This is a genomic window from Microbulbifer sp. ABF4_107 (assembly GCF_056312215.1).
The window spans coordinates 864,214-889,239 of the sequence record NZ_CM149983.1; the positions used below are offsets into that span (position 1 = coordinate 864,214).

Annotated in this window: 20 protein-coding genes; 13 read left to right on the forward strand and 7 right to left on the reverse strand. The window is 57.1% G+C overall.

Annotation, left to right across the window (positions count from 1 at the left end):
* Positions 1–409: 409 nt before the first annotated feature.
* The 3 genes from ACYX4K_RS03545 to ACYX4K_RS03555 all read right to left on the reverse strand — a co-directional run bounded on the left by ACYX4K_RS03545 (position 410) and on the right by ACYX4K_RS03555 (position 6,635).
* Positions 410–1,321 carry a DUF4380 domain-containing protein gene (locus tag ACYX4K_RS03545; RefSeq protein WP_475093483.1) on the reverse strand — a complete coding sequence of 304 codons (912 nt, stop codon included), beginning with the start codon at positions 1,319–1,321 and terminating at the stop codon, positions 410–412.
* A gap of 5 nt (positions 1,322–1,326) precedes the next feature.
* Positions 1,327–3,921, reverse strand: coding sequence for a glycoside hydrolase family 3 protein (locus tag ACYX4K_RS03550; RefSeq protein WP_475093482.1), 2,595 nt, complete (start codon positions 3,919–3,921; stop codon positions 1,327–1,329).
* A 188-nt stretch (positions 3,922–4,109) separates the two neighbouring features.
* On the reverse strand, positions 4,110–6,635 hold the full coding sequence (locus ACYX4K_RS03555) for a TonB-dependent receptor (RefSeq protein ID WP_476178764.1): 2,526 nt from the start codon (positions 6,633–6,635) through the stop codon (positions 4,110–4,112).
* Between the two features lie 305 nt (positions 6,636–6,940).
* On the opposite strand from ACYX4K_RS03555, the gene ACYX4K_RS03560 reads away from it, so the two are divergent.
* Entirely contained in the window at positions 6,941–8,173 is a 1,233-nt protein-coding gene (locus ACYX4K_RS03560) for a helix-turn-helix domain-containing protein (protein ID WP_475093480.1), read from the forward strand.
* Positions 8,174–8,303: 130 nt separating this feature from the next.
* Here ACYX4K_RS03560 and ACYX4K_RS03565 read toward each other — a convergent pair whose 3' ends face one another.
* Together ACYX4K_RS03565 and ACYX4K_RS03570 are read right to left on the reverse strand one after the other, a co-directional pair.
* Complete coding sequence (locus ACYX4K_RS03565) at positions 8,304–9,758, reverse strand: sugar porter family MFS transporter (protein ID WP_475093479.1); 1,455 nt, start codon at positions 9,756–9,758, stop codon at positions 8,304–8,306.
* A gap of 288 nt (positions 9,759–10,046) precedes the next feature.
* Positions 10,047–11,630 (reverse strand): endo-1,4-beta-xylanase, encoded by a 1,584-nt coding sequence (locus ACYX4K_RS03570; protein WP_475093478.1) that lies wholly within the window; start codon positions 11,628–11,630, stop codon positions 10,047–10,049.
* A 275-nt stretch (positions 11,631–11,905) separates the two neighbouring features.
* On the opposite strand from ACYX4K_RS03570, the gene tilS reads away from it, so the two are divergent.
* From tilS to rpoS, 12 genes are all read left to right on the forward strand, one after another.
* On the forward strand, positions 11,906–13,207 hold the full coding sequence (gene tilS / locus ACYX4K_RS03575) for a tRNA lysidine(34) synthetase TilS (protein ID WP_475093477.1): 1,302 nt from the start codon (positions 11,906–11,908) through the stop codon (positions 13,205–13,207).
* 124 nt (positions 13,208–13,331) lie between these two features.
* Positions 13,332–14,960, forward strand: coding sequence for a CTP synthase (locus tag ACYX4K_RS03580; protein WP_475093476.1), 1,629 nt, complete (start codon positions 13,332–13,334; stop codon positions 14,958–14,960).
* 20 nt (positions 14,961–14,980) lie between these two features.
* Positions 14,981–15,826, forward strand: a complete 846-nt coding sequence (gene kdsA / locus ACYX4K_RS03585) for a 3-deoxy-8-phosphooctulonate synthase (protein WP_475093475.1) — start codon at positions 14,981–14,983, stop codon at positions 15,824–15,826.
* A 96-nt stretch (positions 15,827–15,922) separates the two neighbouring features.
* Positions 15,923–17,209, forward strand: a complete 1,287-nt coding sequence (eno, locus tag ACYX4K_RS03590) for a phosphopyruvate hydratase (RefSeq protein ID WP_475093474.1) — start codon at positions 15,923–15,925, stop codon at positions 17,207–17,209.
* 230 nt (positions 17,210–17,439) lie between these two features.
* Positions 17,440–17,754: a septum formation initiator family protein gene (locus ACYX4K_RS03595; protein WP_475093473.1), complete on the forward strand. Its 315-nt coding sequence runs from the start codon at positions 17,440–17,442 to the stop codon at positions 17,752–17,754.
* Entirely contained in the window at positions 17,751–18,506 is a 756-nt protein-coding gene (ispD, locus tag ACYX4K_RS03600; protein ID WP_475093472.1) for a 2-C-methyl-D-erythritol 4-phosphate cytidylyltransferase, read from the forward strand. Before ACYX4K_RS03595 ends, ispD begins: the two co-directional genes overlap by 4 nt.
* Complete coding sequence (ispF, locus tag ACYX4K_RS03605; RefSeq protein ID WP_475093471.1) at positions 18,503–18,985, forward strand: 2-C-methyl-D-erythritol 2,4-cyclodiphosphate synthase; 483 nt, start codon at positions 18,503–18,505, stop codon at positions 18,983–18,985. Before ispD ends, ispF begins: the two co-directional genes overlap by 4 nt.
* Positions 18,982–19,983 (forward strand): tRNA pseudouridine(13) synthase TruD, encoded by a 1,002-nt coding sequence (gene truD / locus ACYX4K_RS03610; RefSeq protein WP_475093470.1) that lies wholly within the window; start codon positions 18,982–18,984, stop codon positions 19,981–19,983. Before ispF ends, truD begins: the two co-directional genes overlap by 4 nt.
* A gap of 117 nt (positions 19,984–20,100) precedes the next feature.
* On the forward strand, positions 20,101–20,772 hold the full coding sequence (locus tag ACYX4K_RS03615; protein WP_231756863.1) for a protein-L-isoaspartate(D-aspartate) O-methyltransferase: 672 nt from the start codon (positions 20,101–20,103) through the stop codon (positions 20,770–20,772).
* Positions 20,772–21,773 carry a DUF368 domain-containing protein gene (locus tag ACYX4K_RS03620; protein ID WP_475093469.1) on the forward strand — a complete coding sequence of 334 codons (1,002 nt, stop codon included), beginning with the start codon at positions 20,772–20,774 and terminating at the stop codon, positions 21,771–21,773. The genes ACYX4K_RS03615 and ACYX4K_RS03620 overlap by 1 nt, the downstream gene beginning before the upstream one ends.
* Before the next feature lie 407 nt (positions 21,774–22,180).
* Positions 22,181–22,816 carry a peptidoglycan DD-metalloendopeptidase family protein gene (locus tag ACYX4K_RS03625; RefSeq protein WP_476178765.1) on the forward strand — a complete coding sequence of 212 codons (636 nt, stop codon included), beginning with the start codon at positions 22,181–22,183 and terminating at the stop codon, positions 22,814–22,816.
* Between the two features lie 274 nt (positions 22,817–23,090).
* On the forward strand, positions 23,091–24,158 hold the full coding sequence (gene rpoS / locus ACYX4K_RS03630) for an RNA polymerase sigma factor RpoS (RefSeq protein ID WP_475093467.1): 1,068 nt from the start codon (positions 23,091–23,093) through the stop codon (positions 24,156–24,158).
* Between the two features lie 107 nt (positions 24,159–24,265).
* On the opposite strand, the gene ACYX4K_RS03635 is transcribed toward rpoS, so the two are convergent.
* Both ACYX4K_RS03635 and ACYX4K_RS03640 read right to left on the reverse strand, forming a co-directional pair.
* Complete coding sequence (locus ACYX4K_RS03635) at positions 24,266–24,610, reverse strand: YdbL family probable chaperone protein (protein ID WP_475093466.1); 345 nt, start codon at positions 24,608–24,610, stop codon at positions 24,266–24,268.
* Positions 24,611–24,662: 52 nt separating this feature from the next.
* A complete protein-coding gene (locus ACYX4K_RS03640) occupies positions 24,663–24,875 on the reverse strand; it encodes a YnbE family lipoprotein (RefSeq protein WP_475093465.1) in 213 nt (70 codons plus the stop codon).
* Between the last annotated feature and the right edge of the window lie 151 nt (positions 24,876–25,026).

Below are 25,026 nucleotides of genomic sequence, written 5' to 3' on the forward strand. Positions count from 1 at the left end.
TTATTGTCTGGTCCACTGCCGAGGGCAATTGGCCGCCAAATCTAGCACTTTGTCACAAGTTCGCACAGTTTCCCTCACTACAAATCACCTGACTATTTGTGACTGTTTGGTTTCAGGTGGGGTGTGCGGGAGAAGTGCCGCTAGTGGTCCATGCGGAAAGTTCGGTAACTAAGGAGCACAGCCAAAGTGTTCAGATCAAGGCGAGAAAGCGCAGGAATAGTGGTTCTATTTCAAGCTTTCTCAACGCAGAGCTGGGCACTTTGGCGAAGCGAACAGTTACACAACTTTCCGCATGGACCACTAGTAGACAGCTGGCAGAAAAACGCCGCAGAAGACCGCGGCGAAATGTTACTCAGGATGTGTAGACGAGGTGAACAAATTAGCCATTCAAATCGAATCGCCGAAGGGATCAGTCGCTGGTGAACGCATTCAACTGGTCGCGGGCAAAGGCCAGCAGCGCCGCTGATTCCGCTTTAACATCAATAGCGCTCGGGATCGGGATAATCAGCCAGTCAACGCCCCATTGGAGCTGCTCCCCTTGGCGCAGGGGGCGGGCCGCACTTTGCACTTCCAGTTCCAGGTAGGGAGACTCACCACTTAAATAGAGTTCGATATCCCCCTCGTTAGTGGCCATCTGTTCAGCTGCGACGGGGGGGTAAACCTTCAGGTACAGAAGCTGATCCACCGCGTAGGCCAGCCATCCTTCACTGCCGTTGGCAATAACCTTGCCTTCCACCAGGGGCGTGGAGTCATCCAATGGTAGCCAAATTGCACTTTGGCCCAGGGTGTAGGAAATTTTTCCGCGCACGGTTTCGACGGTTTCCGAATTTACCGGTGCAAACGCCAGCCCGCGGTTGGGAACCCGGGTGATTTCCCAGGCAGCGACCTCCGGGAAATCTTTTTGTGCCTCTATGCGGTAGTGCATCGCGACACGATGGGCGCTTTCGATCGAGATGGTTTTGCTCACCCTGGCGCCAGCGCCGAAGGCACTGGACATAGTGATGGAGTCCGTGTCCCGGGCTGTTACCGCGTACGGTGCGTGATCATGCTCCGGAACAGGCGGCCAATGCCAGAGAGATTGAGGGCTGAGCCAAAATGTGGAACCAAAATTATTGCCACTGGGTTGAGGCAACGACAGGAGGTCGCTATCGCCGTAGCGCAGCTCGGTAATCCGGCCTCCGTAGCTCGGATTCAGTGTTAACTTGAGTTTGTCTTTAGTGAACTGAATGCCGCCGTCATTTGCAGCGCTACTGCTGGCACTAGCCAGCAGAGTACCGAAGCCGAGAATTGCCGACGTTTTTTTCAGGCTGTTCAACGACATGGTTGTCAGCTCCCGCAGCGAATCTGTGCCTGTTCCGCCGCGCCGGGCACAAACTTGATGTTGGCCACAGCCATGGCCAGTTTGCCCTCACTGTGCAAAGACAGGCCCTGGGAAACTTTCGAGAAATCCGCCCCGGCCTTGGCAAAGCATTGCAGGTCGATGGTGACCTGGGACCAGTCCCCTTGGGGCAGGGCCTGAAGTGTACTTTGCAGGGGCAGAGCACCATTGCACGCTTCACCGGCGCAGGAAATCTGTGCGAATACCGGCGCTACCGGCGCTTCATCGATGCGGATGTCCATGGTGAGAGCGGCACCTTCATTCAGGTAACGGCTGAGGTCCTGGGGTTTCTGGGTTTCCAGTACCACGCTACCGGCGCGCAGTCCTTTCCAGGTGAGGGCGCGGGCATCTTCCTGAGACAGCATATCGATGGAGGCCACGGTGATATTGTCATCGGCGCTGCTGGCGAGGTTGCCGCTGACCCAGACCGGATCCTGTTCGCCATCGGCAATAAACAGTTTCCACGGTGCCTGTGGGCGCGACACCATCAGCCAGGCGTCTTCCAGTGCACCATCTACGTAGGACTCACCATCTTCATTGAGATTGTTGGCCAGTTGCACATCGCTGGCGTAGTCGAGGCCGTAGTCGTAGCTGAACAGCGGCGCATATTCTTCGTCGTCACGGTTGATGACGGTCTGGTGTACCAGCTCCGGCCAGCTGAACGAGAGGCGGCCGGTGAAGTCGTAGCGCTTGTTGCCCTCGGCATCGGTCAGCAGCACATCGGCAACCCCGGCGCCTTCCGAGCCCGGCAGCCAGGCCGCCACGAAGGCATCCGACAGGTTCAGCTCCTTGTTGACCCACAGGGGGCGGCCGGATAGGAATACACTGATGACCGGAATATTTTGCGCTTTGATTTTCTGCAGCAATTCCTGATCCTGTTTACTGCCCAGCTGGAATTCGATGCTGGCCAGGTCCCCGTGCCACTCGGCGTAGGGATCTTCGCCAAATACCACGATGGCCACGTCGGGCTTCTCGCCCGCAAAGTCTTCTGGTGCCAGCGCGCCATTTTCTCTCAAGACAACCTGGCCACCGGCGGCATCCACCGCCTGTTTGATACCGGTATAAATGGAGGTGGCACCGGGGAAGTCTTCGGCGGTGTTGCCGGTTCCCTGCCAGGAGATGGTCCAGCCGCCGCTCTGTTTGGAGATGTTGTCGGCACCGTCACCGGCCACCAGAATTTTCTGACGCGCATCCATCGGCAGCAGTTGATCATTGTTTTTGAGCAATACCAGGGACTTGCGCACGGCCTCGCGGGCGATGGCACGGTGCTCCGGACTGCCGAGAATACCGTTTTTACCCGCCAGCGGGCGATCCCGCTCAAACAGCCCCGCGCGGATTTTTACCCGCAGGATACGGCTGACCGCATCGTCGATGCGGCTCATGGGAATCTCCCCACTCTTGACCTGGGCGAGGGTGTTTTCCAACAGCGCCTTCCACTCGGAAGTGATCATGAACATATCCAGACCGGCATTGACCGCCGCGGCACAGCTGTCGATGGAGCAGCCATCCACGAAGCGGTGGCCGTTCCAGTCGCCCACCACAAAGCCGTCAAACCCGAGGCGCTCTTTGAGTACGTCGGTGAGTAGGTATTTATGTCCGTGCAGACGTTTGCCGTTCCAGCTGTTGAAGGAGGCCATCACCGATTGCACGCCGGATTCCAGTGCGGTGAAGTAACCGGCGGCGTGGATCTCGGCCAGTTCTTTTTCACTGACCTGGGTATCGCCCCGGTCAATTCCGCGGGTGGTGCCGCCGTCGCCAACAAAATGTTTGGCGGCGGAAACCAGGTGGCGGCCGTCGAGAAATTCTTCGGTGTTTTTATCTCCCTGGATTCCCTTGATCATCTCCCGGGCGTAAGCGGCGACGATTTCCGGGTCTTCGGAGTAGCTTTCAAAGGTGCGCCCCCAGCGGTCGTCGCGCACCACGGCAATGGTGGGCGCAAAGGTCCAGTCGACACCGGTGACCGCCACTTCGCGGGCGGTGGCTTCACCTATGCGGCGGATCAGTTCTGGATCGCGCGCGGCGCCGAGGCCGATATTGTGCGGGAACAGGGTTGCGCCGATCACATTGTTGTGGCCGTGGACCGCGTCACTGCCCCAGATGATCGGAATCGCAACGCCGCCGTCAGAGGTGTCCATGGATGCGGCAAAGTAGGCGTCGGCCAGCTGTCGCCAATCGTCGGGTGTGGCGAACTTGTCATTGTTCGGAAAGGTACCACCGCCGTTGAGAATGGAGCCGATATGGTATTTTTTGACTTCTTCCGGCGTGATGGATTTGATTTCTGCCTGCATCATCTGGCCGACTTTTTCTTCCAGTGTCATCTGAGACAGCAGGTCGGCAATACGGGCTTCGAGTTTTTCGTCTTTGGGGAACGCCGGCGCCAGTTTGGGCCAGTTTTCCAGGGAATACTGTTCGGTTTGTATCGGCTGATTTTCCGTTGCCTGCGGTGAATGGGTGGCGTTATCGGAGCTGTTTTCAGGCTCGCTGCAGGCAGTAAGGGCCGTTGCCAGCATGATGCTTGCTGACAGGGATTTCAGGTAAGACATGGGCACTCCGTAACGGGTCCGGTGCGGAACGTCGCTAATTCAAAAAAGGCGGGGGCCTTGAGAAAGGGTGATCAAGGCCCCCGCAATCACTACATGTGAAACGTGTGTTTCTTACACGTCGAGAGAGCAGGGGAGTCATTTACCGGGCCCGCCGCGCAATGAAAGCGTGCCCGGCTTACAGCAACCGCTTAGAAGTTCACCTTGAAGCGCGCGCCGTAGGTGCGCGGCAGGTTGGTAAACCGCAAGTTGTTGCCGTGATCAATGATTCCCTTATTAGAGACGGTTACGTCGGTCAAATTCGCCCCATAAAGTTCGACGCGGTACTTGCCTGAGTTGTCGGTGAAGCCGATACCCGCGTCGACGTTCACATAGCCGTTTACCTGATCGGCGTAATCCGGATCGCTACCAATGACGGTTTCACCATCTACCAGGTCGTAGTCGGTGTTGTTCCAGATGCTCAGGTAGTAATCGCTGCGGTACATGGCGGAAACAGACCAGTCGAAAGTACCCGCAGAGGTATCCAGCTGCTGAGACAGAGCCATGGTCATGGTGAAATCAGAAGAAAGCGGCAGCTGCTTACCGGAGATATCCACAATCGGCAGGTCAGTGCCCCAGCCCTGGCGGGTATCCGCCATGGTCCCTTCTTCAATTTCCGCGTTGAGCCACAGAGCGGTCATATCCAGCATCAGGTCTGCGGGCAGCAGGAATTTGCTTTCCAGCTCCAGGCCGGTAATGGCACTGTCGGCAATATTGCGGTTCTGCAGGGAGCTCGCGCTGTCGTCTTCACCAGTGGCCACAATCATCTGGAACACCTGATCGGTGTAGTCGTAGAAAAAGGCGGAGGCGTTGAGGCGAGTGGGCACATTGCCGAGGGTGAGTTCGTTCTTGCTGCCCACTTCATACATCACCAGTTTTTCCGGTGCGTACGGCGCTGCAACAAGGTTCCCATCTGGATCGACGAGGGTGTCGTTGAAACCACCGGATTTATGGCCGGTGGCGATACTGGCAAACAGCATATTGTCTTCGGTCAGCTGGTAAGTACCGCCGATACGGAAGTCGCTGTAGGTATCTTCGTAGTCACCCTTTTGTTGTACCGGCGCGCCGACCGTCCAGGGCATGGTGATGTCGGTGCAGTCGGGACTGGTCACGCACGCAATCTGATCGTCGAGGTTGTCATCCACACCCCAGCTGCCGATGCCGTCCAGCAGGTAAGCGTATAGCTGCTCGGGAGTGGCGCCGACGATATCGTAATTGCTGCGGCCGAGACCATCGTATTTGAAGCCCGGGGTACCGATGCGGGAGGGGAGTGCGGTGCCCCATTCGTCGCCGGCTTCAAAGAAAGCAAAGGCCCAGTTGCCACCGGTACCGAAGCGCGCTTTTTCTTCACTGGTGTGACGGTAGCCCGCAAAAGCGGTCAGTTTGTCGGTGAAGTCATAGGAAACATCCACGTACCCGGCCACAGAAGCACCGTCCACATCGGGCATTACCCACTCGGTGCCGGTGTACCAGGTGCCGCCGTCGGTCAGGCTGAACAGCGCGGCCTGCTGGTCTTCCTCAAACTGGAAAATACCGGTGGTCCAGGACAGGGGGCCGTCGCCGTTGGAGAAAAGGCGCAGCTCGTTCACCATGGACTCCGACTGGGTGTTCCAGTACTGGCTGCTGTAGTTCTCCTGGTTCACTTCATTGTGACCCGGGAAGTAGACACCGTCGTTGGACGCATTGGTCTGTTTGAAATCCAGATCCCGGTAGCTGCTCGACAGTTCTACGGAGAAGCCGTCAAAGTTGTGGGTCAGCACCGCCATGATACCGGTGTGGGTGGAATCCAGGTCGCCCTCGGTGCCGCGATAGAGCACCGCACGCGGATCGTCCAGGTCATCGAAATCGTAGCCGGACTGCAGCGCCTGCTTGATCTGGGCGCCTGGGTAGCCGGTGCCAGCTTCCTGGGTCTGGTCTGCCACCACGTAAAGGGTGGTGTCTTCGCTCACTTCCCACAGGGCGGAGAGACGGAAGGACTGGACGTCTTCACTGCCGGCGGCATCCAATGTGCTGTTGGCGCTGGCATTGCTGAAGTAGGGGTCGTGTTGCTCGGTGTAGCCGGCAAAGCGCAGGGCGAAGGTATCGGTGACCGGCAGGTTCACGGCACCGCGAGCGCCGAAGTTGTTGAAGTTGCCAGCGGAGACTTCCAGGTCTGCACTGGTGCCATCCAGGTCCGGACGGTTGGCCACAATGTTGAGGGTACCAGCGGTGGCGTTGCGTCCGCGCAGGGTGCCCTGAGGGCCTTTTTTCACTTCGACCCGTGCAATATCGTAGAACATGGCGCCAACACCGCGGGGGCGGGGGATGTACACGCCGTTGAGGTGAGTGGCGGCGGCCGGATCACCCAGCTCGGTATTGTTACTGGAACCTACACCGCGGATGTAGATCTCCATATTGCCTTCCTGATCGGCAATATTGAGGCCGGGAACCACGTTTTGCAGGTTCTGGAAGTTGGTACCTACACCGAGACGGTCGAGGCTGTCCTGATCGAAGGACTGCGCGACACCGGCGACGCTTTGCAAGGTCTGCTCGCGGCGTTCAACGGTGACTACCACTTCCTCCAGCACTTGTGACGTGGTGGCTTCTTCGTCGGATTGGGCTAAAACCCCGTTGCTGATAAACCCAGCCAGAACTGCGGTCACAGCCGCAGCCAGTTGATCTCGCTTGAATCGCACCATCGCTGGCACTCCTTTTTATGTTTGTGATTATTTCTTGGTCGTCAGATTGAGTACTTCTCAGTCTCCCGAGAATACTGACTGCCGAGCGCACTGCGAGTCGTCTCACTTAAGACATTTGCACAAAATTGAACGTCCAGATATCGGGTGTGCATAAAGTCATACGTTGGTTATGGCGCCATTCTGGCTGTTATTTAAACATTCTGGTAGTCTCCCCTTAAAATACTGCGGCTGTCTCCTGGGCTTATGGGACAATCGCTTCTGCGTTCAAAGCAGACAATAACAATACCGAGAGAAGCGCCCCTCCCATGGATATCCTCCTGTTTAATGTCCACGACATCGTCCTGATGATGACGAGTTACCAGTGCCTGCTTTTCGCATTGCTGCTAACGGCGGTGCGCAGTGAGCAAAAATTCAGCTTCCTGCTGTTGGCCGCGTTTCTGGTGACCCAGGCCATGATTCCGATGGATACGCTGATCAGCTATGGGGCCGGTGTGCGTCAATGGGCGATCGATACCTCGCCGAACCTGTTTTACGTGTTCGGCTTCGCCTACTGGCTGGAGGGGCCGGTACTGCTGTGGTACACCCGCTCGCTGATCTATAAGGACTACCGTCTGGCCCGTTCGGACCTGGTGTATCTGCTTCCGTTTCTCGGCTACGCCCTGTACGAGTACTTCACCTACTTCCGCTTCGATAGCGCCACCAAAATTGCCATGCTGGAGGGATATACCCCCTACGGCGAAACCCTGGTGAACCTGATAATCGGCTTTGGCCGCGAGTCTTTGCGCCTGCTGTTCGGGGTCTTCTGCCTGATCGAGATTCGCAACTGCCGACGCCAGATGCGCGATACTTACTCCAATGTGGAGCGCATCGACTTCAAATGGCTGCTGATTCTGGTGTGGGGCTTTGTGCTGCTGCGTGGTTGGGCGGTGCTGGTCAATGTTGCCCTGACTCTGGCTGCACAAACTGACCTGCCGGTGGACTTCCGGATCATGGGGCTGGCCAGCAATTACACGGTATTTATCCTGATCAGCGCGATGATCTTCTTCAGCCTCAGCTACGCGTCCATGTTCGAGGGGATCGATCGCAAGCAGGACGGGAGCGAGGCACCTGTTCCAGACAACGATGCCGGGGAGATAGCGGAAGAGGTCAAGCCGGCGGTGGACACCGCGTTGGCAAATCGTATCGCCGGATTTATGGAGTCAGAAAAGCCTTACCTGGAACCTTCGCTGACTCTGGAGCAGTTGGCCAGCAAGCTGGACGTGCCCAAACGCAGCGTATCCAGCACCATCAACCGCCATTTTGAGCGGAATTTCTTTGAGTTCGTGAATCAGTATCGGATCGAAGAGGCTAAAAACAAGCTGGGTGATCCGGACTGCGCGGATCTCACAGTCATGGATATCCTGCTGGACAGTGGCTTCAACACCAAGGCCACATTCAATGCTTTCTTCAAGAAGTTGGTGGGTATGACGCCGACGGAATATCGGAAGAACGCGCTCCGCGGGCAGAGCCTGCCGGAAAAAACTGCATCCGTGCAGTGAGTAAGGCGGCTTCCCTGCCGATTCAGCCAAGGTGTCATCCAGTGTCGGATGGAGGGAGATAAAGCTGTCGATTGCGTAGTCAGAGACCCGCTGCCCGGATACCCGTGCAGCGGGTTTTTTGCGATGCGGGTTAGCCGCGCATCTGTTCCAGTTCCAAACCTTTGGTCTCGTGCACCATATACAGTACAAAGGCCACCGAAAGCAGGGCGAACAGGGTGTAGATGCCGTAGGCGCCCGCAAGGCCGATGCCGGTCAGCATAATCGGGAAGCTCATGGTGATGGCAAAGTTGGCCACCCACTGCGCCAGACCGGAAACCGCCAGGCCGGAACCGCGAATCTGGTTGGGGAACATTTCACCGAGCATGGTCCACATGGCTGGGCCCCAGGAACCGTTGAAGAAGAACACGTAGGCGTTGGCCGCGATCAGTGCCAGCAGGCCCATACTCTGGGAAAGCTGCAATTTGCCGTCCACCAGGGAAGAGTTGGCGAAAGCAAAGGCCACCAGTCCGAGGGTAACCGCCATACCGATGGAGCCCACCAGCAGCAGCGGTTTGCGGCCGATTCTGTCGATCAGTGCCATGGTGATCAGGCAGGCCGCGATACTCACGCCGCCGGAAATGATATTGATCAGCAGTGCGTCGGACTCGGAGAAGCCCACCGCCTGCCACAGCACGGCGCCGTAGTAGAACACCACGTTGATGCCCACCAGCTGCTGGAATACCGCCAGGCCAATACCCACCCAGACGATTTTGCGGACCTTGCCGACCCGTTGACCGGCACTTTCCAGCAGATCAGACATACGCGGGCGGTGATCCGCTGCGACAGACTGGCGAATACTCTCCAGCTTTTCGTTCACAGCGGCTTCGCCATACAGTTTGCTCAGTACCTCGCGGGCACGGGCCGTCTGCTTCGACAGCACCAGGTAGCGCGGGCTTTCCGGAATCATCAGAAGCGCGAGGAAGAACAGGGTGGCGGGGGCGATTTCGATCCAGAACATCCAGCGCCAGGCGGTAAAGCCCATCCACCACTCGTTCACGGCTGAACCGGCAGTATTGGCCAGCCAGTAGTTGCTGACAAATGCAGCGAACAACCCGGAAATAATGGCGATCTGGTTGATAGTGATCAGGCGTCCACGAATCGCCGCCGGGGCTATCTCACTGATATAGGCCGGCGACATAACGCTCGCGGCGCCCACCGCCAGGCCGCCCAGAATGCGATAAACCACGAACTCCTGCGAACTGGTGGCGATACCAGAACCCCAGGCGCTTAAAATAAAAAATACCGCGGAAATCAGCAGCAGGGTTTTGCGCCCCCAGCGGTCCGCCAGGCGACCGGCAAAAAAGGCACCCACCGCGCAGCCGAGCAGCATGGATGCCACATTGAAGCCGGTCCCAGCGGTATTGGAGTTGAATGCCTGCTGCAGTCCGGTGACGGTGCCGTTGATCACGCCACTGTCGAAACCGAACAGAAAACCACCGATTGTGGCGACACCACAGATCAGCACGATAAAGGGTAGGGGAGGTGCGTCTTGACGGCTCTGGGCGGCGCCCTGAATGCCATCGACGGAGTTCTCAATCGCTTGCATAGTTACTTCCTGCATTTTTTATTTTCGGTGATCGGGTAGCGGGTATCCGCCCGAGTCTGTGAGTAAGTGGTTCTTCTTGTAATCGATGCACCCGCAAGGGGGCAGTCTTAATAGTGACGTGTGGGTGGCGTAAAAGCGTCCTACTTTAGGAAAATACCTAAAGTTGGACGCCGAGATGCCTGAGCGAGTGTCCCAGTTTTAACACCGGAGGTGGGACTGGAGCCGGGAAAGCGAGCAGGGAATCTTACCCTGCCCACTTTTATGGGTGTTGTGCTGCGCTGCCCCCGGCTATTGCCCCAGCAGTGCTTCCGCAACTCCCTCCAGTGCGGGTTTTTCTTCATAGGGGCCATTGGCGGGGCCGCTGAATAGCAGTGGCCAATCATCCGCACCCTGCCAGTTTTCGAAGTCCAGTATCCAGCTGTCACCGTCCCAGAGCCCCCAGACAGAGATGCCCCCACGCAATGCCGGCGGCACTTCCTCGAGGTAGGTCTGTACGATGGCCTTGTAACGGGCTTTCTGTAAGGCCGCGACTTCCGGCGTGAACTCGGTATGTTGCGGGAATGGCGCGGAGGAGTAGGGATTGTTCACTGGTACATCCAGTTCGGTGATTTTGACCTTGAGTCCACGTTCCACGATAGCCTGGAAGGCACTGCGTAAATGATCGGTGGTGGGCCAGTCGATCTGTATATGCATCTGCAGGCCGACTCCGTCGATGGGTGCACCATCTGCCTGCAATTCGTCCAGCATGGTCAGCAGGCAGTTGAACTTGGCGCTGTTGCCACCGGAAATGCTGTAATCGTTGTAGTAGAGATCCGCAGCCGGGTCTGCACTCTCTGCAGCAATAAATGCCTCACTGACGTAGTCCCGCCCCAGCCGCTGGTAAAACAGCGTATCCCGGTAGCAATTGGACTGGGTCTCATCCAGTACTTCATTTACCACGTCCCAGCTCACCACGCGGCCCGCGAAATGGTCGGCAATGGTGGCCACGTGGGTATTGAGCATGGACTGGAAATCGCCGCTGTAGCTTTTCATCCAGCCGGGTACCTGGTACTCGTGATGCCAGATGAATGTATGACCGTGCACGCTCAGACCATTGGTGAGTGCCCAGTCCACCATCTGATCGGCATCGGTAAAGTCGTAGGTATTTTCCGCCGGGTGCAGAAAACGCATTTTCATGATGTTTTCCGCAGTGATCTGGCTGAAGTGCTGGCGAATGGTGATTTCTTGCTGAGGGATTTTCAGAAAGCTGCGCGCACTGTCGCCGGCGGCGACCGCGACGCCGATCGGAAAAGACGCCAGGCTGTACAGGTGTTCCGTGGTGCCGCCGGAACTGGACGAGCTACTGGAGCTGGACGACCCGCCCGAGCTGGATGAGCCACTGGAACTGGAAGAACCGCCGGAGCTGGACGAAGAGCTGCTGGAAGAACCGCCCGATGACGAACCGCCATCGCACAGGGCGCCACTCACCGCAGGGGTTTCAGCGAAACTGCTAGAGGTTCCCTGAAAGCCGAATTCCACCGTCTGCCCCGGCTGTAGGCTGCCGTTCCACGAGACATTGCTGGCGGTATAGGGGTTGTCACCCTGGACTTCGGCATTCCAGGCATTGGTCACTCGATTGTCTCCAGAGTACTGCCACTGCACCTGCCAGTCCTGCACTGGAACGGAGGAATCGTTGGTGACACGCACATGTGCGACAAAGCCGGATCCCCAGTCGTTGCTGACGCTGTATTCACAGCCCGCAAACGCATTGCCCGCTGCGCTGGTGCAAACCGCCAGCAACAGTGGCGCAAGCCGCCGGATCCGGTGGGTATGGCGATGGCGACCCGGTTGGGAGGTGTTACGCACGCTGCCTGCTTCTTTATGTATCTGCATCGCTATTCTGTTCTCTTGGTTTTCTCTTGGTGTTCTCTCGGTATTGTCGATCTCGATTTAGCCGGTTGATTGGCTGTGCCCGGGAACGCTGGACACATGCTGGTGACGTGTGAATAACGTGGCTCGGGCCGCCCGCGGTACCGGTTTTGTGCACCAGATCTCTGATTGGTCGCCTGCGGTATCTTTTCCTGGCAGTACTGGCGGTGCCAGACGGGTGCGGGCAAGGTGTGGTTTGGCTGGGTATAATTGCCGCAAATCTCGTCTGGAATCCTTGAGTGACACCGCCCTCTGAGCGATTGAACGACCTGCTGAACCGCTCCCTGAAGCGATACCCCGCTTCGGGGCAGTTGTGGCTGGGATATTCCGGTGGCCTGGATTCGTCCGTATTGCTGCACCTGCTGGCAGGAGCACAGGTGCCGGTGACGGCGGTGTACATTCATCACGGTCTGAGTACGGATGCGGGCGCCTGGCAGGATCATTGCCAGGCTGTGGCGGCCCAACTGGCGGTGCCATTTGTTGCCTACCGTGTGCAGGTGGATCACGGAGATGGAGGGCTGGAGCAGGGCGCGCGGAATGCCCGCTACCGCGCATTTGACCAGTTGATGGGCGCGGGGGATCAGCTTCTCCTGGCACACCACAGTGATGATCAGGCGGAAACCTTTTTATTGCGCCTGTTGCGCGGCGCCGGGGTGCGGGGGCTGGGGGCCATGCCTGAATACCGTGTCTTCGGTGACCGGTCGACGGAGAAGAGCCTGTTGCGGCCACTACTGAAGGCGACGCGATCGGAACTGGAATCCTACGCCCGCGTGCACGAGCTGACCTGGATCGAGGACGAGAGCAATACAGACCTTGCAATCGACCGAAATTACCTTCGTAACCGGGTGGTTCCTTTTATTAATGAACGCTGGCCCGTTCAGGCCCGTGTGGTGCAGGCATCGGAAAACCTGCGCGAGGCCGCAGATCTCTTGCAGGACCTGGCAAATGAGGACCTGCAGCGGTGCGGATACCAGTGGGAGTCATTTGGTCACAGTGTCGACCTGGTTAGCTTCTCCTCACTCACCGAGGTGCGTCGCAAGAACCTGTTGCGGGGCTGGCTGGCACTTCTGGGATCCAGAATGCCGGAAGCCTTGCACTTGGTTCAGGCGTTACAGCAGGCTGGGGCGGACGGTGACTCCGCTCCGGAAGTTGTGCTTGGTGAGCGGGTGCTGCGCCGCTATCGCGATCGCCTGTTTCTCACACCACAATTGCAACCTTTCCATGGTAATGATGGGGGCGAGATCCAGTGGGATGGATCTGGCGAACTGGACCTGCCAGGCAACTGGGCGCTGCTACCCAGCCAGGGTTGGCCCGTGGCGGACTATCGGGTCCGATTCCGTATTGGCGGCGAACGGGCCAAACCGCGCGAGCGCCGTCATTCCCAGACCCTGAAAAAGCTGCTGCAGGAGTATGGCCTTCCTCCGTGGCTGCGAGATCGGGTGCCGCTGGTCTATCGGGGCGAGACCCTGGTGTCCGTGGGCGATCTTTTCGCCACCGGGGAAGGGCCGCCGCAACCGCCAATCTGGCGGTTTTTAGATTGAGCAGAAACGGCCTTTCTGGTAGTCTGGCGTCCCATCTCAAAGGCACCGGGTTGCGCGAGCTGCGCCCCCAGAGCCAGTCCCGCACGCCCGTACCCGTCGGGCATTCAACTGACCAAGGTTTTGCATGACGCGCTATATATTTGTCACTGGCGGCGTGGTTTCCTCATTGGGGAAAGGTATCGCCTCCGCTTCTCTGGCTGCTATTCTCGAAGCCCGTGGCCTCAAGGTCACCATCCTGAAGCTAGACCCTTATATCAACGTTGACCCGGGCACCATGAGCCCCTTCCAGCACGGCGAGGTCTATGTGACCGAAGATGGCGCCGAGACGGATCTGGATCTGGGGCACTACGAGCGCTTCATTCGCACGCGCATGTCCAAGCGCAACAACTTCACCACCGGCCGTGTGTACGAAACCGTACTGCGCAAAGAGCGCCGTGGTGACTACCTGGGTGGCACCGTACAGGTGATCCCGCACATCACCGACGAGATCAAGCGCCGCGTGATCGAAGGCGGCCGCGATGTGGATGTCGCCATTGTCGAGATCGGCGGTACCGTGGGTGATATCGAATCCCAGCCATTCCTGGAATCTGTGCGCCAGCTGCGTGTGGAAATGGGCACCAACCGCGCGCTGCTGATGCATCTGAGCTACGTGCCCTACATCGCCACCGCTGGTGAAACCAAAACCAAACCCACCCAGCACTCGGTAAAAGAGCTCCGCTCTATCGGCCTGCAGCCGGATATCCTGCTGTGCCGCTCCGAGCGCGCCATCGACGACGACTCCCGCCGCAAAATCGCCCTGTTCACCAATGTGGAAGAGCGCGCGGTAGTGCCATTGCCCGACGCCAAGACCATTTACGGCGTGCCGCGCATGCTGCACGAATACGGTCTGGATGAGATTGTGGTGGAAAAACTCCAGCTGGAAACCGATGCCCCGGATCTGTCCGAGTGGGACGAAGTGGTGGATGGAAAACTGAATCCGCAGCACGAAATCAAGATTGCCATGGTCGGCAAATACATGGAGCTGCTGGACGCCTACAAATCCCTGATCGAATCCCTGGTGCATGCAGGGATTAAAAATCGCACCAAGGTCAACATCGACTTTATCAACGCGGAAGATGTAGAGGGCGAGAACGGCCTCGATCTGATCAAGGGTGCCGACGCGATTCTGGTGCCGGGCGGCTTTGGCGAGCGCGGCCTGGAAGGCAAGCTGGAATCTGTGCGCTACGCCCGTGAAAACAATGTGCCCTTCCTCGGCATCTGTCTCGGCCTGCAGTCTGTGGTGATCGAATACGCGCGCAATGTGCTGAACCTGGAAGGCGCCAACAGCACCGAGTTCGACGCCAAGAGCCCGCACCCGGTAATCGGCCTGATCACCGAGTGGATCGACGCTGAAGGCAAAGTCGAGAAGCGCGATGAGAAATCCGACCTCGGCGGTACCATGCGCCTCGGTGGCCAGGAGTGTCGCCTGGCGAAAGATTCCAAAGCCCGCGATATTTACGGCAAAGACGTGATTGTCGAGCGTCACCGTCACCGCTACGAAGTCAACAACAACTACGTCGACCGTTTGCAGAAAGCCGGCCTGAAAATCGGTGGCTGGTCCGCGGATGACACCCTGGTGGAAATGGTTGAACTGCCGGAGCACAACTGGTTTGTAGCCTGTCAGTTCCACCCGGAGTTCACCTCCACCCCCCGCGACGGCCATCCGTTGTTTGAAAGCTTTGTTGCCGCTGCGCTCAAGCACAAGCGGGCCTAAGGAAGCAGGCTGAATACAATATGAAGACAATTGCTGTGGGCAACCTGCAGGTTGCCAACGACAAACCGTTCACCCTCTTCGGTGGCATGAACGTTCTGGAATCCCGCGATATGGCCATGAAAGTGGCCGAGCACTACGTCAATGTGACGGACAAGCTGGGTATTCCTTACGTTTTCAAAGCCTCTTTTGACAAGGCCAACCGCTCCTCCATTCACAGCTACCGTGGTCCGGGGATGGAAGAGGGGCTGAAGGTTTTTGAAGAAATCAAAAAGACCTTCGGCGTGCCGCTGATCACCGACGTGCACGAGCCTCATCAGGCTGCACCGGTTGCGGAGGTGGTGGACGTGATTCAGCTGCCCGCGTTCCTCGCCCGCCAGACCGACCTGGTTTCTGCCATGGCCGCTACCGGTGCGGTGATCAACGTGAAAAAACCGCAGTTTATGAGCCCGCCGCAAATGAAAAATGTGGTGGAGAAGTTCGCGGAAGGTGGTAACGAAAATATTATTTTGTGCGAGCGCGGTGCCTGCTTTGGCTACGACAACCTCGTCGTCGACATGCTCGGCTTCCGCACCATGATCGATTCCACCGGTGGTGCCCCGCTGATCTTTGACGTGACCCACTCGCTGCAGATGCGCGACCCGGGTGGCGCAGCCTCTGGCGGTCGCCGTTCCCAGGTCACCGAACTGGGCCGCGCCGGCCTCGCCATCGGCATTGCCGGCCTGTTCCTGGAGTCGCACCCGAATCCGGACAAGGCCCTGTGCGATGGCCCGAGTGCCCTCCCGCTGGAAAAGCTGGAACCGTTCCTGGCGCAGATGAAAGCGGTGGACGACCTGGTGAAAAACTTCGAGCCGCTGGATACGAAGTAAAGACTGAATAACTAGAAAGAGCGGCCCAGAGAAGGCGGCCGCCAACCCCAAACCTCACAGAAATAAATTCCGACTAACAAGGAGCCCGTTGTAAACATGAGCAAGATTGTTGCTGTTAAAGCTTTTGAAGTATTGGATTCTCGCGGTAACCCCACCGTAAACGCCGACGTGATTCTGGAATGCGGCGCGGTAGGTTCCGCCTGCGCACCGTCCGGCGCCTCCACCGGCTCCCGCGAAGCCCTGGAACTGCGCGACGGCGACAAAAGCCGTTACCTGGGTAAAGGCGTACTGAAGGCCGTTGAAAACATCAACGGAGAAATCGCCAGCCTGCTGGTAGGCAAAGACGCCACCGACCAGCGCGCCCTCGACCAGATCATGATCGACGCCGACGGCACCGACAACAAAGCCAAACTGGGTGCAAACGCCATCCTCGCCGTCTCCCTGGCTGCTGCCAAAGCTGCTGCCATCTCCAAGGGCATCCCACTGTATCAGCACATTGCGGAAATCAACGGCACCGCCGGCGAATACACCCTGCCGGTACCGATGATGAACATCATCAATGGTGGTGAGCACGCCGACAACAACGTCGATATCCAGGAGTTCATGATCCAGCCGGTGAAAGCCAAAACCTTCGCCGAAGCCCTGCGCCAGGGTGCTGAAATCTTCCACGCCCTGAAAAAAGTACTGTCTTCCCAAGGCCTGAACACCGCCGTCGGTGACGAAGGTGGCTTCGCCCCCAATCTGCCGTCTAACGAAGGTGCACTGAAAGTCATCGCCGAAGCCGTTGAAGCCGCAGGCTACAAACTGGGCGACGACATCACCCTGGCCCTGGACTGCGCGTCCTCCGAATTCTACAAAGACGGCAAGTACAACCTGTCTGGCGAAGGCAAAGAATTCGACAGCGAAGGCTTTGCTTCCTACCTGCAGCAACTGTCCGAAAACTACCCGATCATCTCTATCGAAGACGGCATGGACGAAAGCGACTGGGACGGCTGGAAAATCCTCACCGACAAAATCGGCGAGAAAGTACAGCTGGTGGGCGACGACCTGTTCGTAACCAACACCAAGATCCTCAAAGAAGGCATCGAAAAAGGCGTGGGCAACTCCATCCTGATCAAGTTCAACCAGATCGGCTCCCTGAGCGAAACCCTGGACGCGATCAAAATGGCCAAAGACGCCGGCTTCACCGCGGTTATCTCTCACCGCTCCGGTGAAACCGAAGACACCACCATCGCCGACCTGGCCGTTGCCACCGCTGCTGGTCAGATCAAAACCGGCTCCCTGTGCCGTTCCGACCGCGTAGCCAAGTACAACCGCCTACTGCGCATCGAAGCCGAGCTGGAAGGCAAGGCGCCTTACCGCGGCATCGCTGAGTTCAAGTAATTCAGTTAGCCCGGTAAACTGGCTAGAAGTCGTATCGGAGCTCTAACACTGAACTTCGATGCGAAGGCACTGATGCCGATGCCCCTTCTCGGGACCTTCTGCGACAGGGACGTCGCGGAAGAGCCCCCATGGATGGGTTCACGGCGTGTCCCGGGAAGGGGCATCGGCAGCAGGGCCGCCACGAAAGGTCATTCGTGCGAACCCCGAAAGCCAGATAGAGAACAAAACAAATGAAATGGCTGCTGGTAATCCTCACCGTAATGCTGCTGGTCACCCAATATCGATTATGGGTGGGCGAGGGCAGTTTTGCCGATGTGACCAGACTTGAACGCCAGCTCGAAGACCAGCAGCAAAAAAACGCTGCACTGGAGCGGGAAAACCGCCACCTCCTGCGGGAAGTCCGCAGCTTGAAAGAAGGCACCGACGGCGTCGAAGCCAAAGCCCGCTATGATCTCGGCCTTATCAAAGAAGGCGAAACCCTGTTTATTTTTCTCGACCAGGATAAGCACAAAAATCCTGCGCAGTCACAACGGGAAAAAGAATGACCACCGCCAGTAACCCAGTTGAATCAAATTACTGGGTCATCGTCCCCGCAGCCGGTTCCGGCAAACGTATGGGCGCCGAAAAGCCCAAACAATACCTGCCATTAAACGGCAAACCCCTCATTGCCCACACCCTGGAAAATATCCTCCAATGGCCGGGCATGAAAGGCATCGTCGTCGCCATCGCCGCCGACGACACAGAATTCAAAACACTGAACTGCGCACAAGACCCAAGAATCCACACCGTCACCGGCGGCGCCGAACGCGCAGACTCGGTACTCGCCGCCCTTAAATTTCTGAGCGAGCGTGAACCCGCGGAAACCCCCGTATTAGTCCACGACGCCGCCAGACCGTTAGTAAGCACTGACGATATTCAGCAACTCCTCGCCGCGTCCCCCATGGCCCTGCTCGCGCAACCCGCCAGCGATACGGTTAAGCAGGGCGCGCAATGCGAAGGAAAGAGCACCGTCCAGCAAACCCTGCCCAGAGAGAAAATCTGGCTCGCGCAGACACCACAAAAAGCGCCGTTAGGCATTTTGCTGCAAGCCCTGCAGCGTGGCCTGCAGGAAAACCCCAGCGCCATCACCGACGAAGCCAGCGCACTGGAACTGGCAGGCCACACCCCCGAACTGGTAGCCGCCTGCCGCAGCAATTTTAAAGTTACCCATCCCGCCGACCTGATTCTGGCGGAGGCCCTGTTAAAGCACCGACTTCGGGACAGGGCCACTGAATCCACCTCTGGAAACACACTATGAGCCTCAGAATTGGCCAGGGCATCGACGTACACGCCTTCGGCCCCGGCGATCACGTCGTCCTCGGCGGCGTCACCATCCCCCATGAGAAGGGCCTCGTAGCCCACTCCGACGGTGATGTCCTGTTACACGCTCTCGCAGACGCATTGCTCGGTGCCCTGGCGTTGGGCGATATCGGCAAACATTTTCCGGATACTGACGAAGCCTACTCTGGTGCCGACAGCCGCGTGCTGTTGCGCCACGTGGTCAACCTGATCCACGAGAAGGGGTATCGGCTCGTCAACGCCGACGCCACCCTGATTGCCCAGGCCCCGAAAATGGCCCCCCATATCGACGCCATGCGCACAAGAATCGCGGAAGATTGTCAGGTGAGCGCCGACGCCATCAGTGTCAAAGCCACCACCAGCGAAAAGCTGGGTTTCACCGGTCGAAAAGAAGGTATCGCCGCGCAGGCGGTTGTATTGTTGGAAGCCTTGTCGTGACTGAATTACCACAAAGCTGGGACCTGAACTGGCCCCGCGCTCTCGGCGGCACTCCGATTCAGGCCGAATTCCGCACAGAGCCAGAAGATTTCGTAGTGGACGAGCTTGCCGCCCCTGAGGCCGGCGAGGGTGAACATGTCTATCTACATATCCGCAAACGCGGCGCCAATACTGGCTTTGTCGCCCAACAGCTCGCCCAAATGGCGGGTGTGCAGAGTAACGATGTCGGATTCTTCGGTCTCAAGGATCGCCACGCGGTCACTACCCAATGGTTCAGTGTATGGCTTGCGCAAAAGCCGGAGCCAGACTGGAAGCAACTGGATAACGAGGAGTTCCAGGTACTGAATCACTTTCGCGGTGCCCGCAAACTGCGTCGCGGCGAGCACCTGGGAAACCGATTCCAGATTCGCCTGCGCAATGTCACCGGGGATACCGCGGCCGCGGAGCAGGTGTTAAATCAGGTTCCCAATGGCGTGCCCAACTATTTTGGTGAGCAGCGCTTTGGCCACAATGGCGGCAACCTGGATCTGGTAGAAAAGGCGGTCGCCGATCAGCAAACTGGCCAGCGCCGGCGCATGCCGCGCAACCAGAAGGCCTTTGCATTGTCTGCAGCACGCAGTTGGCTGTTCAATCAGGTGCTGGCGGCCAGAATCGGGCAGGGCAACTGGCTCGATTCCATTGATGGTGAGCCGGAGGCTGAACCCAGTGGCCCGCTGTGGGGGCGGGGACGAAATACAGCCGCCGGTGAGCAGTTGGCACTGGAAGAGGGCGCCATGTTTCCCTGGAAGCCGTGGCAGGATTGGTTGGAACACGGCGGACTAAGCCAGGAACGGCGCTCGCTGGTGCTCGTGCCTCAGGGATTCACGTGGGAATGGCAGCAGCAGGAGGGGCGCAAGGATCTGGTTCTCTCCTTCGCGCTACCGCCTGGCACCTTTGCCACCGCTCTTCTGCGGGAACTGGCGGATCTGGCCAATCAAGTAGCCGTGGCCATAAAATAAAACACAGTTTAACGACAACAAAAGTGACCGGGTCTGGCTTGCCATTCACCAGTCAATCGCCGGAAAAAGCAGTATTTGGGGGCCGGCGATCCGCTTGTAGGGAGACTTACCGTCCTTATGGATCGATTTAGACACGAAGGCCTGGGCATGACATCCCAGCGTACCCGCAATCGCCTGATTCAGCGTCTGCGGGAAGAGGGGATCAGTAGCGAAGAAGTGCTGGATGTGATGGCATCCACACCCCGTCATCTGTTTCTGGACGAGGCCCTGGCCATACGCGCCTACGAAGATACCGCTCTACCAATCGGGTACGGGCAGACCATCTCCCAACCCTATATCGTCGCTCGTATGACCGAGTTGCTGATGAGCCGTGCGCCGTCAAGGGCGCGGGTATTGGAAGTGGGGGCCGGTTCGGGGTACCAGACCGCCATTCTCGCGCGCCTGGTGGACAAGCTCTATTCCGTGGAACGGGTTGAGCCTCTCCTGGTTAAAGCCCGCCAGCGCATGCGCGAGCTGGGAATCTTTAACGTCGAGATGCGCCTGAGTAGTGGTGGATTCGGCTGGCCGGAGCAGGGCCCGTTTGACGCCATTCTGTGCGCTGCAGCTCCGGCAACAGTTCCCGATGAGCTGCGCGAGCAACTCGCTCCCGGTGGTGTACTGGTGATGCCCGTCGGTAGTGAAAGCCAATACCTCACAATTGTTACCCGTCGGGAAGAGGGTGACCGGTACGACGTCGAAAAGGCCGAGCCTGTGCGCTTTGTTCCGTTATTGAGTGGAGTGGTGCGTTGATGCGTGAAGATGCGCAAGATATGAAACCGGGCAGCGAGACTCATCATCGCGGCTCAATTTGGCAAAGCCGCTATTGGGGTATTGGTGCGCGAGGCCTTGCGATGGGTGCTGCGGATGTTGTGCCCGGGGTTTCTGGAGGCACGATTGCCTTTATTACGGGCATCTATCAGGAGTTACTCGACAGCCTGAGCAAAATCGGTCCCCAATCGGTAGCCACACTATATAAGGAAGGAATCGCCGCGACCTGGCGGCAAATGAATGGCAGCTTCCTGCTCGCGCTGTTCGCCGGCATTCTCGTCAGTATCTTTAGCCTCGCCAAGCTGATCAGTTTTCTGCTGGAAAATTATCCCATCATGGTATGGGCGTTCTTTTTTGGTTTGATACTCGCTTCAACAGTACCCATTGCGCGCCGCGTATCGGATTGGCACTGGCCCAGTTGGGTTGCTTTGGCGCTTGGTATTGCTCTTGCGGTATTGGTCAGTGAAATGCGGCCTACTGAGATTGCTGCAACCCCCTATACCCTTTTCTTTTCCGGTGCCCTGGCGATCTGCGCCATGATTCTGCCGGGCATCTCTGGTTCTTTTATTCTGTTGATGATCGGTATCTACCCCCAGGTCATCGCTGCGGTGCACCAGCTACAGGTCAATGCGCTGGTCTGGTTCGCTGCCGGCGCTGGTTGTGGTCTCCTGTTGTTCAGTCGCCTGTTGTCATGGTTGATGCACCGATTTCCCTCCGTCACCCTGTCATTCCTTGTAGGAGTGTTACTGGGCAGCCTGAAAATCGTATGGCCCTGGAAGCTCGCAGACAGTGTCGCCGGAGGCCTCGGGAACGCTAAACTGGCGCCGACACTTTCCAATGTTTTGCCCTGGGACTTTGCTGCCGCCAGTGGGCTGCCTGCATATCTGGCCGGCAGTACCCTGGCTGCGCTTACCGCGGTGGTACTCGTGCTGTCGATCGAGTGGTTCAATCACCGCCATGTAGGAAAAAGCTTACAGGGCTAAGTGGCAATTTCTTACCGTGGGCACAGCCGCAGATTACAGGGAATTGCCACCGGACTTCGGGGTCAAAATAACGGGAAATGGGTAAAGATCGCCAATTATTCGGTGATGCGGAAAAAGGCAGATTTAATGGCCTTCAACCGGCGACGAAATATCAGTTTTCTTTAGACACTTTTTCCATAAATGCCCACCTTTGATGTAAAAAGAGAATAATGAGACGGCGCAATAATCGACAACCTGAACACTGTTTTTTCTCTCCATGCGGAAGAATTTTGCGCCTTTGTCCGTTTTTTCAGGGGGCCAAACTGCCCTTGCTTTTCGCTACTCTTTTGATCGTTTCCTGCGCCACTAACCTGGCTCCCACGTCATCTCTCAACCAGCCACCCAGCCAAAAGATTCAGCACCATACCGTGAGTAAAGGCGAGACCCTTTATTCCATTGCGTGGCGATATGGTAGAGATTTCAAGGACTTAGCGGCTATCAATCGTATCGCCGCTCCTTACAGAATTTTTCCGGGGCAACGCCTGGTTCTGACTGGGCGGGTACCTACACCACTAAGCGGGCCGCAAGACCGGCAAGTGCAAGTACCGAAAAAAGTCACGCGCAAGACTGCGGTTGTCCCTCCCAAAGCACCACCCAAGGTTATCAGGACATCGTCAATTTCGGACAGAAACAAATTTGACATAAAGTGGCAGTGGCCAGTGCGGGGGCGGATCCTTTCCCGCTACCAGGCAAACAACCCCTTGCGAAAGGGTGTTGATATCGCCGGGAAAAAGGGGGAATCTGTTCAGGCAGCAGCGGATGGCACAGTGATTTACGCCGGAAGCGCACTGAGAGGTTACGGCAAGCTTTTGATCATCAAGCACAGCAAGGAGTTCCTCAGTGCTTACGCCCACAACGACAAGTTACTTGTTGGCGAGGGAGCGAAAATCAAAGCGGGGCAACGGATAGCGGAACTGGGTTCGAGTGGTACCGACCGCGATATGCTCCACTTCGAGATTCGCAAGAATGGTCAGCCGGAAGATCCACTGGTTTATTTACCTTGATCTCCCGAGCTTACTGTCCTGCTTGGTCGGCGCATTGAGCTCCCTGTCTTTAAGCTGTTGTGTAATAAAAATGGACTTTTATTTATAACCACTTGAGGTAGTCACCGGGATCGGCAGTAACTGCCCTGCAGTGACCCTACTCACCGATAGGTTGCCAAACGAGGGTAACGTCGGTGAGTTGCCGGGAACGGAGGCTGTCGCACAGACAGCGACCGATTCAGCGATCGCGAGTTGTCATGCGGCTGATACAGGCAAAGTACAAGGAGTTGGGGAAATGGAAGCACAACGTCACGATCACCTGGACATTGGTGCAAGAGCGGAACTATCACCCGAAGCAATGGATCAGGAAGAATCCATTAAAGAAACCAAAACAAGCCGTAGCCGGAGCAAAACGGCAAAAAAAAGCTCCGAAACGATCTCTCATAAATCATCCACGTCTACAACAGCAAAAAGCGCCTCACAGAAAACATCCACCCGTAAGCTCGAAGATTCTCACGGACAGAAGAATCTGGATGCTACTCAGCTGTATCTCAACGAAATCGGTTTTTCCCCTCTGCTGACTGCAGAAGAAGAAGTTTACTACGCACGCAAAGCGCTGCGCGGTGACGCGGCTGCGCGTAAGCGCATGATTGAAAGCAACCTGCGACTGGTTGTAAAGATCGCCCGCCGCTATGTTAGCCGTGGCCTGGCGCTGCTGGACCTGATCGAAGAGGGTAACCTCGGCCTGATTCGTGCCGTAGAAAAATTCGATCCGGAGCGTGGATTCCGCTTCTCTACATACGCCACCTGGTGGATTCGTCAGACCATCGAGCGCGCCATCATGAATCAAACGCGGACCATCCGTCTGCCCATTCATGTGGTTAAAGAGCTCAATGTATACCTGCGCGCTTCCCGAGAGTTGGCCCAGAAACTGGATCACGAGCCAACGGCAGAAGAAATTGCAAACCTGCTGGAAAAGCCGGTAGAAGATGTTGAGCGGATGCTTGGTCTGAATGAACGCGTTACTTCGGTAGACACTCCTATCGGTCCGTCGTCGGAAAAAACACTGGTAGATACTATTCCGGACCAACAGGAGTCTGACCCGGCAGAGCTGCTTCAGGACTCAGATCTGTTCGACAGCATTAACCGCTGGTTGGGTGAGCTGCCTGACAAGCAGTGTGAGGTAGTATCCCGTCGCTTCGGTCTCCGTGGTTACGAAGCCAGCACTCTTGAAGAGGTAGGACGTGAAATTGGCCTCACCCGCGAACGTGTACGTCAGATTCAGGTGGATGCACTGAAGCGGCTGCGCGAAGTCATGGAGGGGCAGGGGCTGGATGGTATGTCTCTGTTTGCCAACTTGTAACGGCTAATCTAGACCCCCCTCCATTAAAAAAACCCGCAAACCAGTTTGCGGGTTTTTTTGTTTCCAATACCAACGGATAGTGGGTAACGGGTGCTGAATCGTACGGACTATTTTTGCTTCCAGCGCCCGAGGTTGTCCTGGTAGTACTCACCTTTGGAAAGGCGTGCTTCCAGTTTCTCCGCGGCGCGGGCAGCTACTTGATTGATGTCAATATTATTGCGCTTGGCAATCGCGGCGTATTCCTGTTTGCGTTTATTGTTCACCTCCGCGACCAGTTTATCTATTTCGGGTGTGCCGCCCTGGACAACGGCGATATAACCACTGTTTGCCTCGCCAACGAGCCCCTTGGATTGGGCCTCCTTCAGTGATATGGCTAAGGCGGGCAGGGCAATCAACAGGGTCAGGCCAATCAGGCCGCTGAATAGCTTCTTCATGGACATGCTTCCGGACATGGTCTCAACTCCTTCTCTCATTCGATACAGGTGATTCTATAGCCAGCCGGCTTCAGAAAATCCCTTCCTTGTCTTCAAACAGGTCATCGAGCTCTTTATCCACTCTGACACGGATTTCATGCTCGATCTTTACGTTCAGATTTACGGTTATCGGCTCACTGGGTGCCTGAACCGCTACCGTTGGTGTACAGGCGGCCAGTGTCACACCACCAAACAGTAGCATCACACACACGGTGACCCTCTTGAACATTCCCGATTGCTTCACTGATGAACTCCTGTGTCTCTCAGGTTAAGTGTCGCCAGGCTTCTGTACCGCAATTCGGCCCGAACCGAGTCACCTGGGAGCAGTTGATGATTACTATAGATATTGCCCGATTAACCGTACCTGAACGGGTCGATAAACCGACTCAAACCGG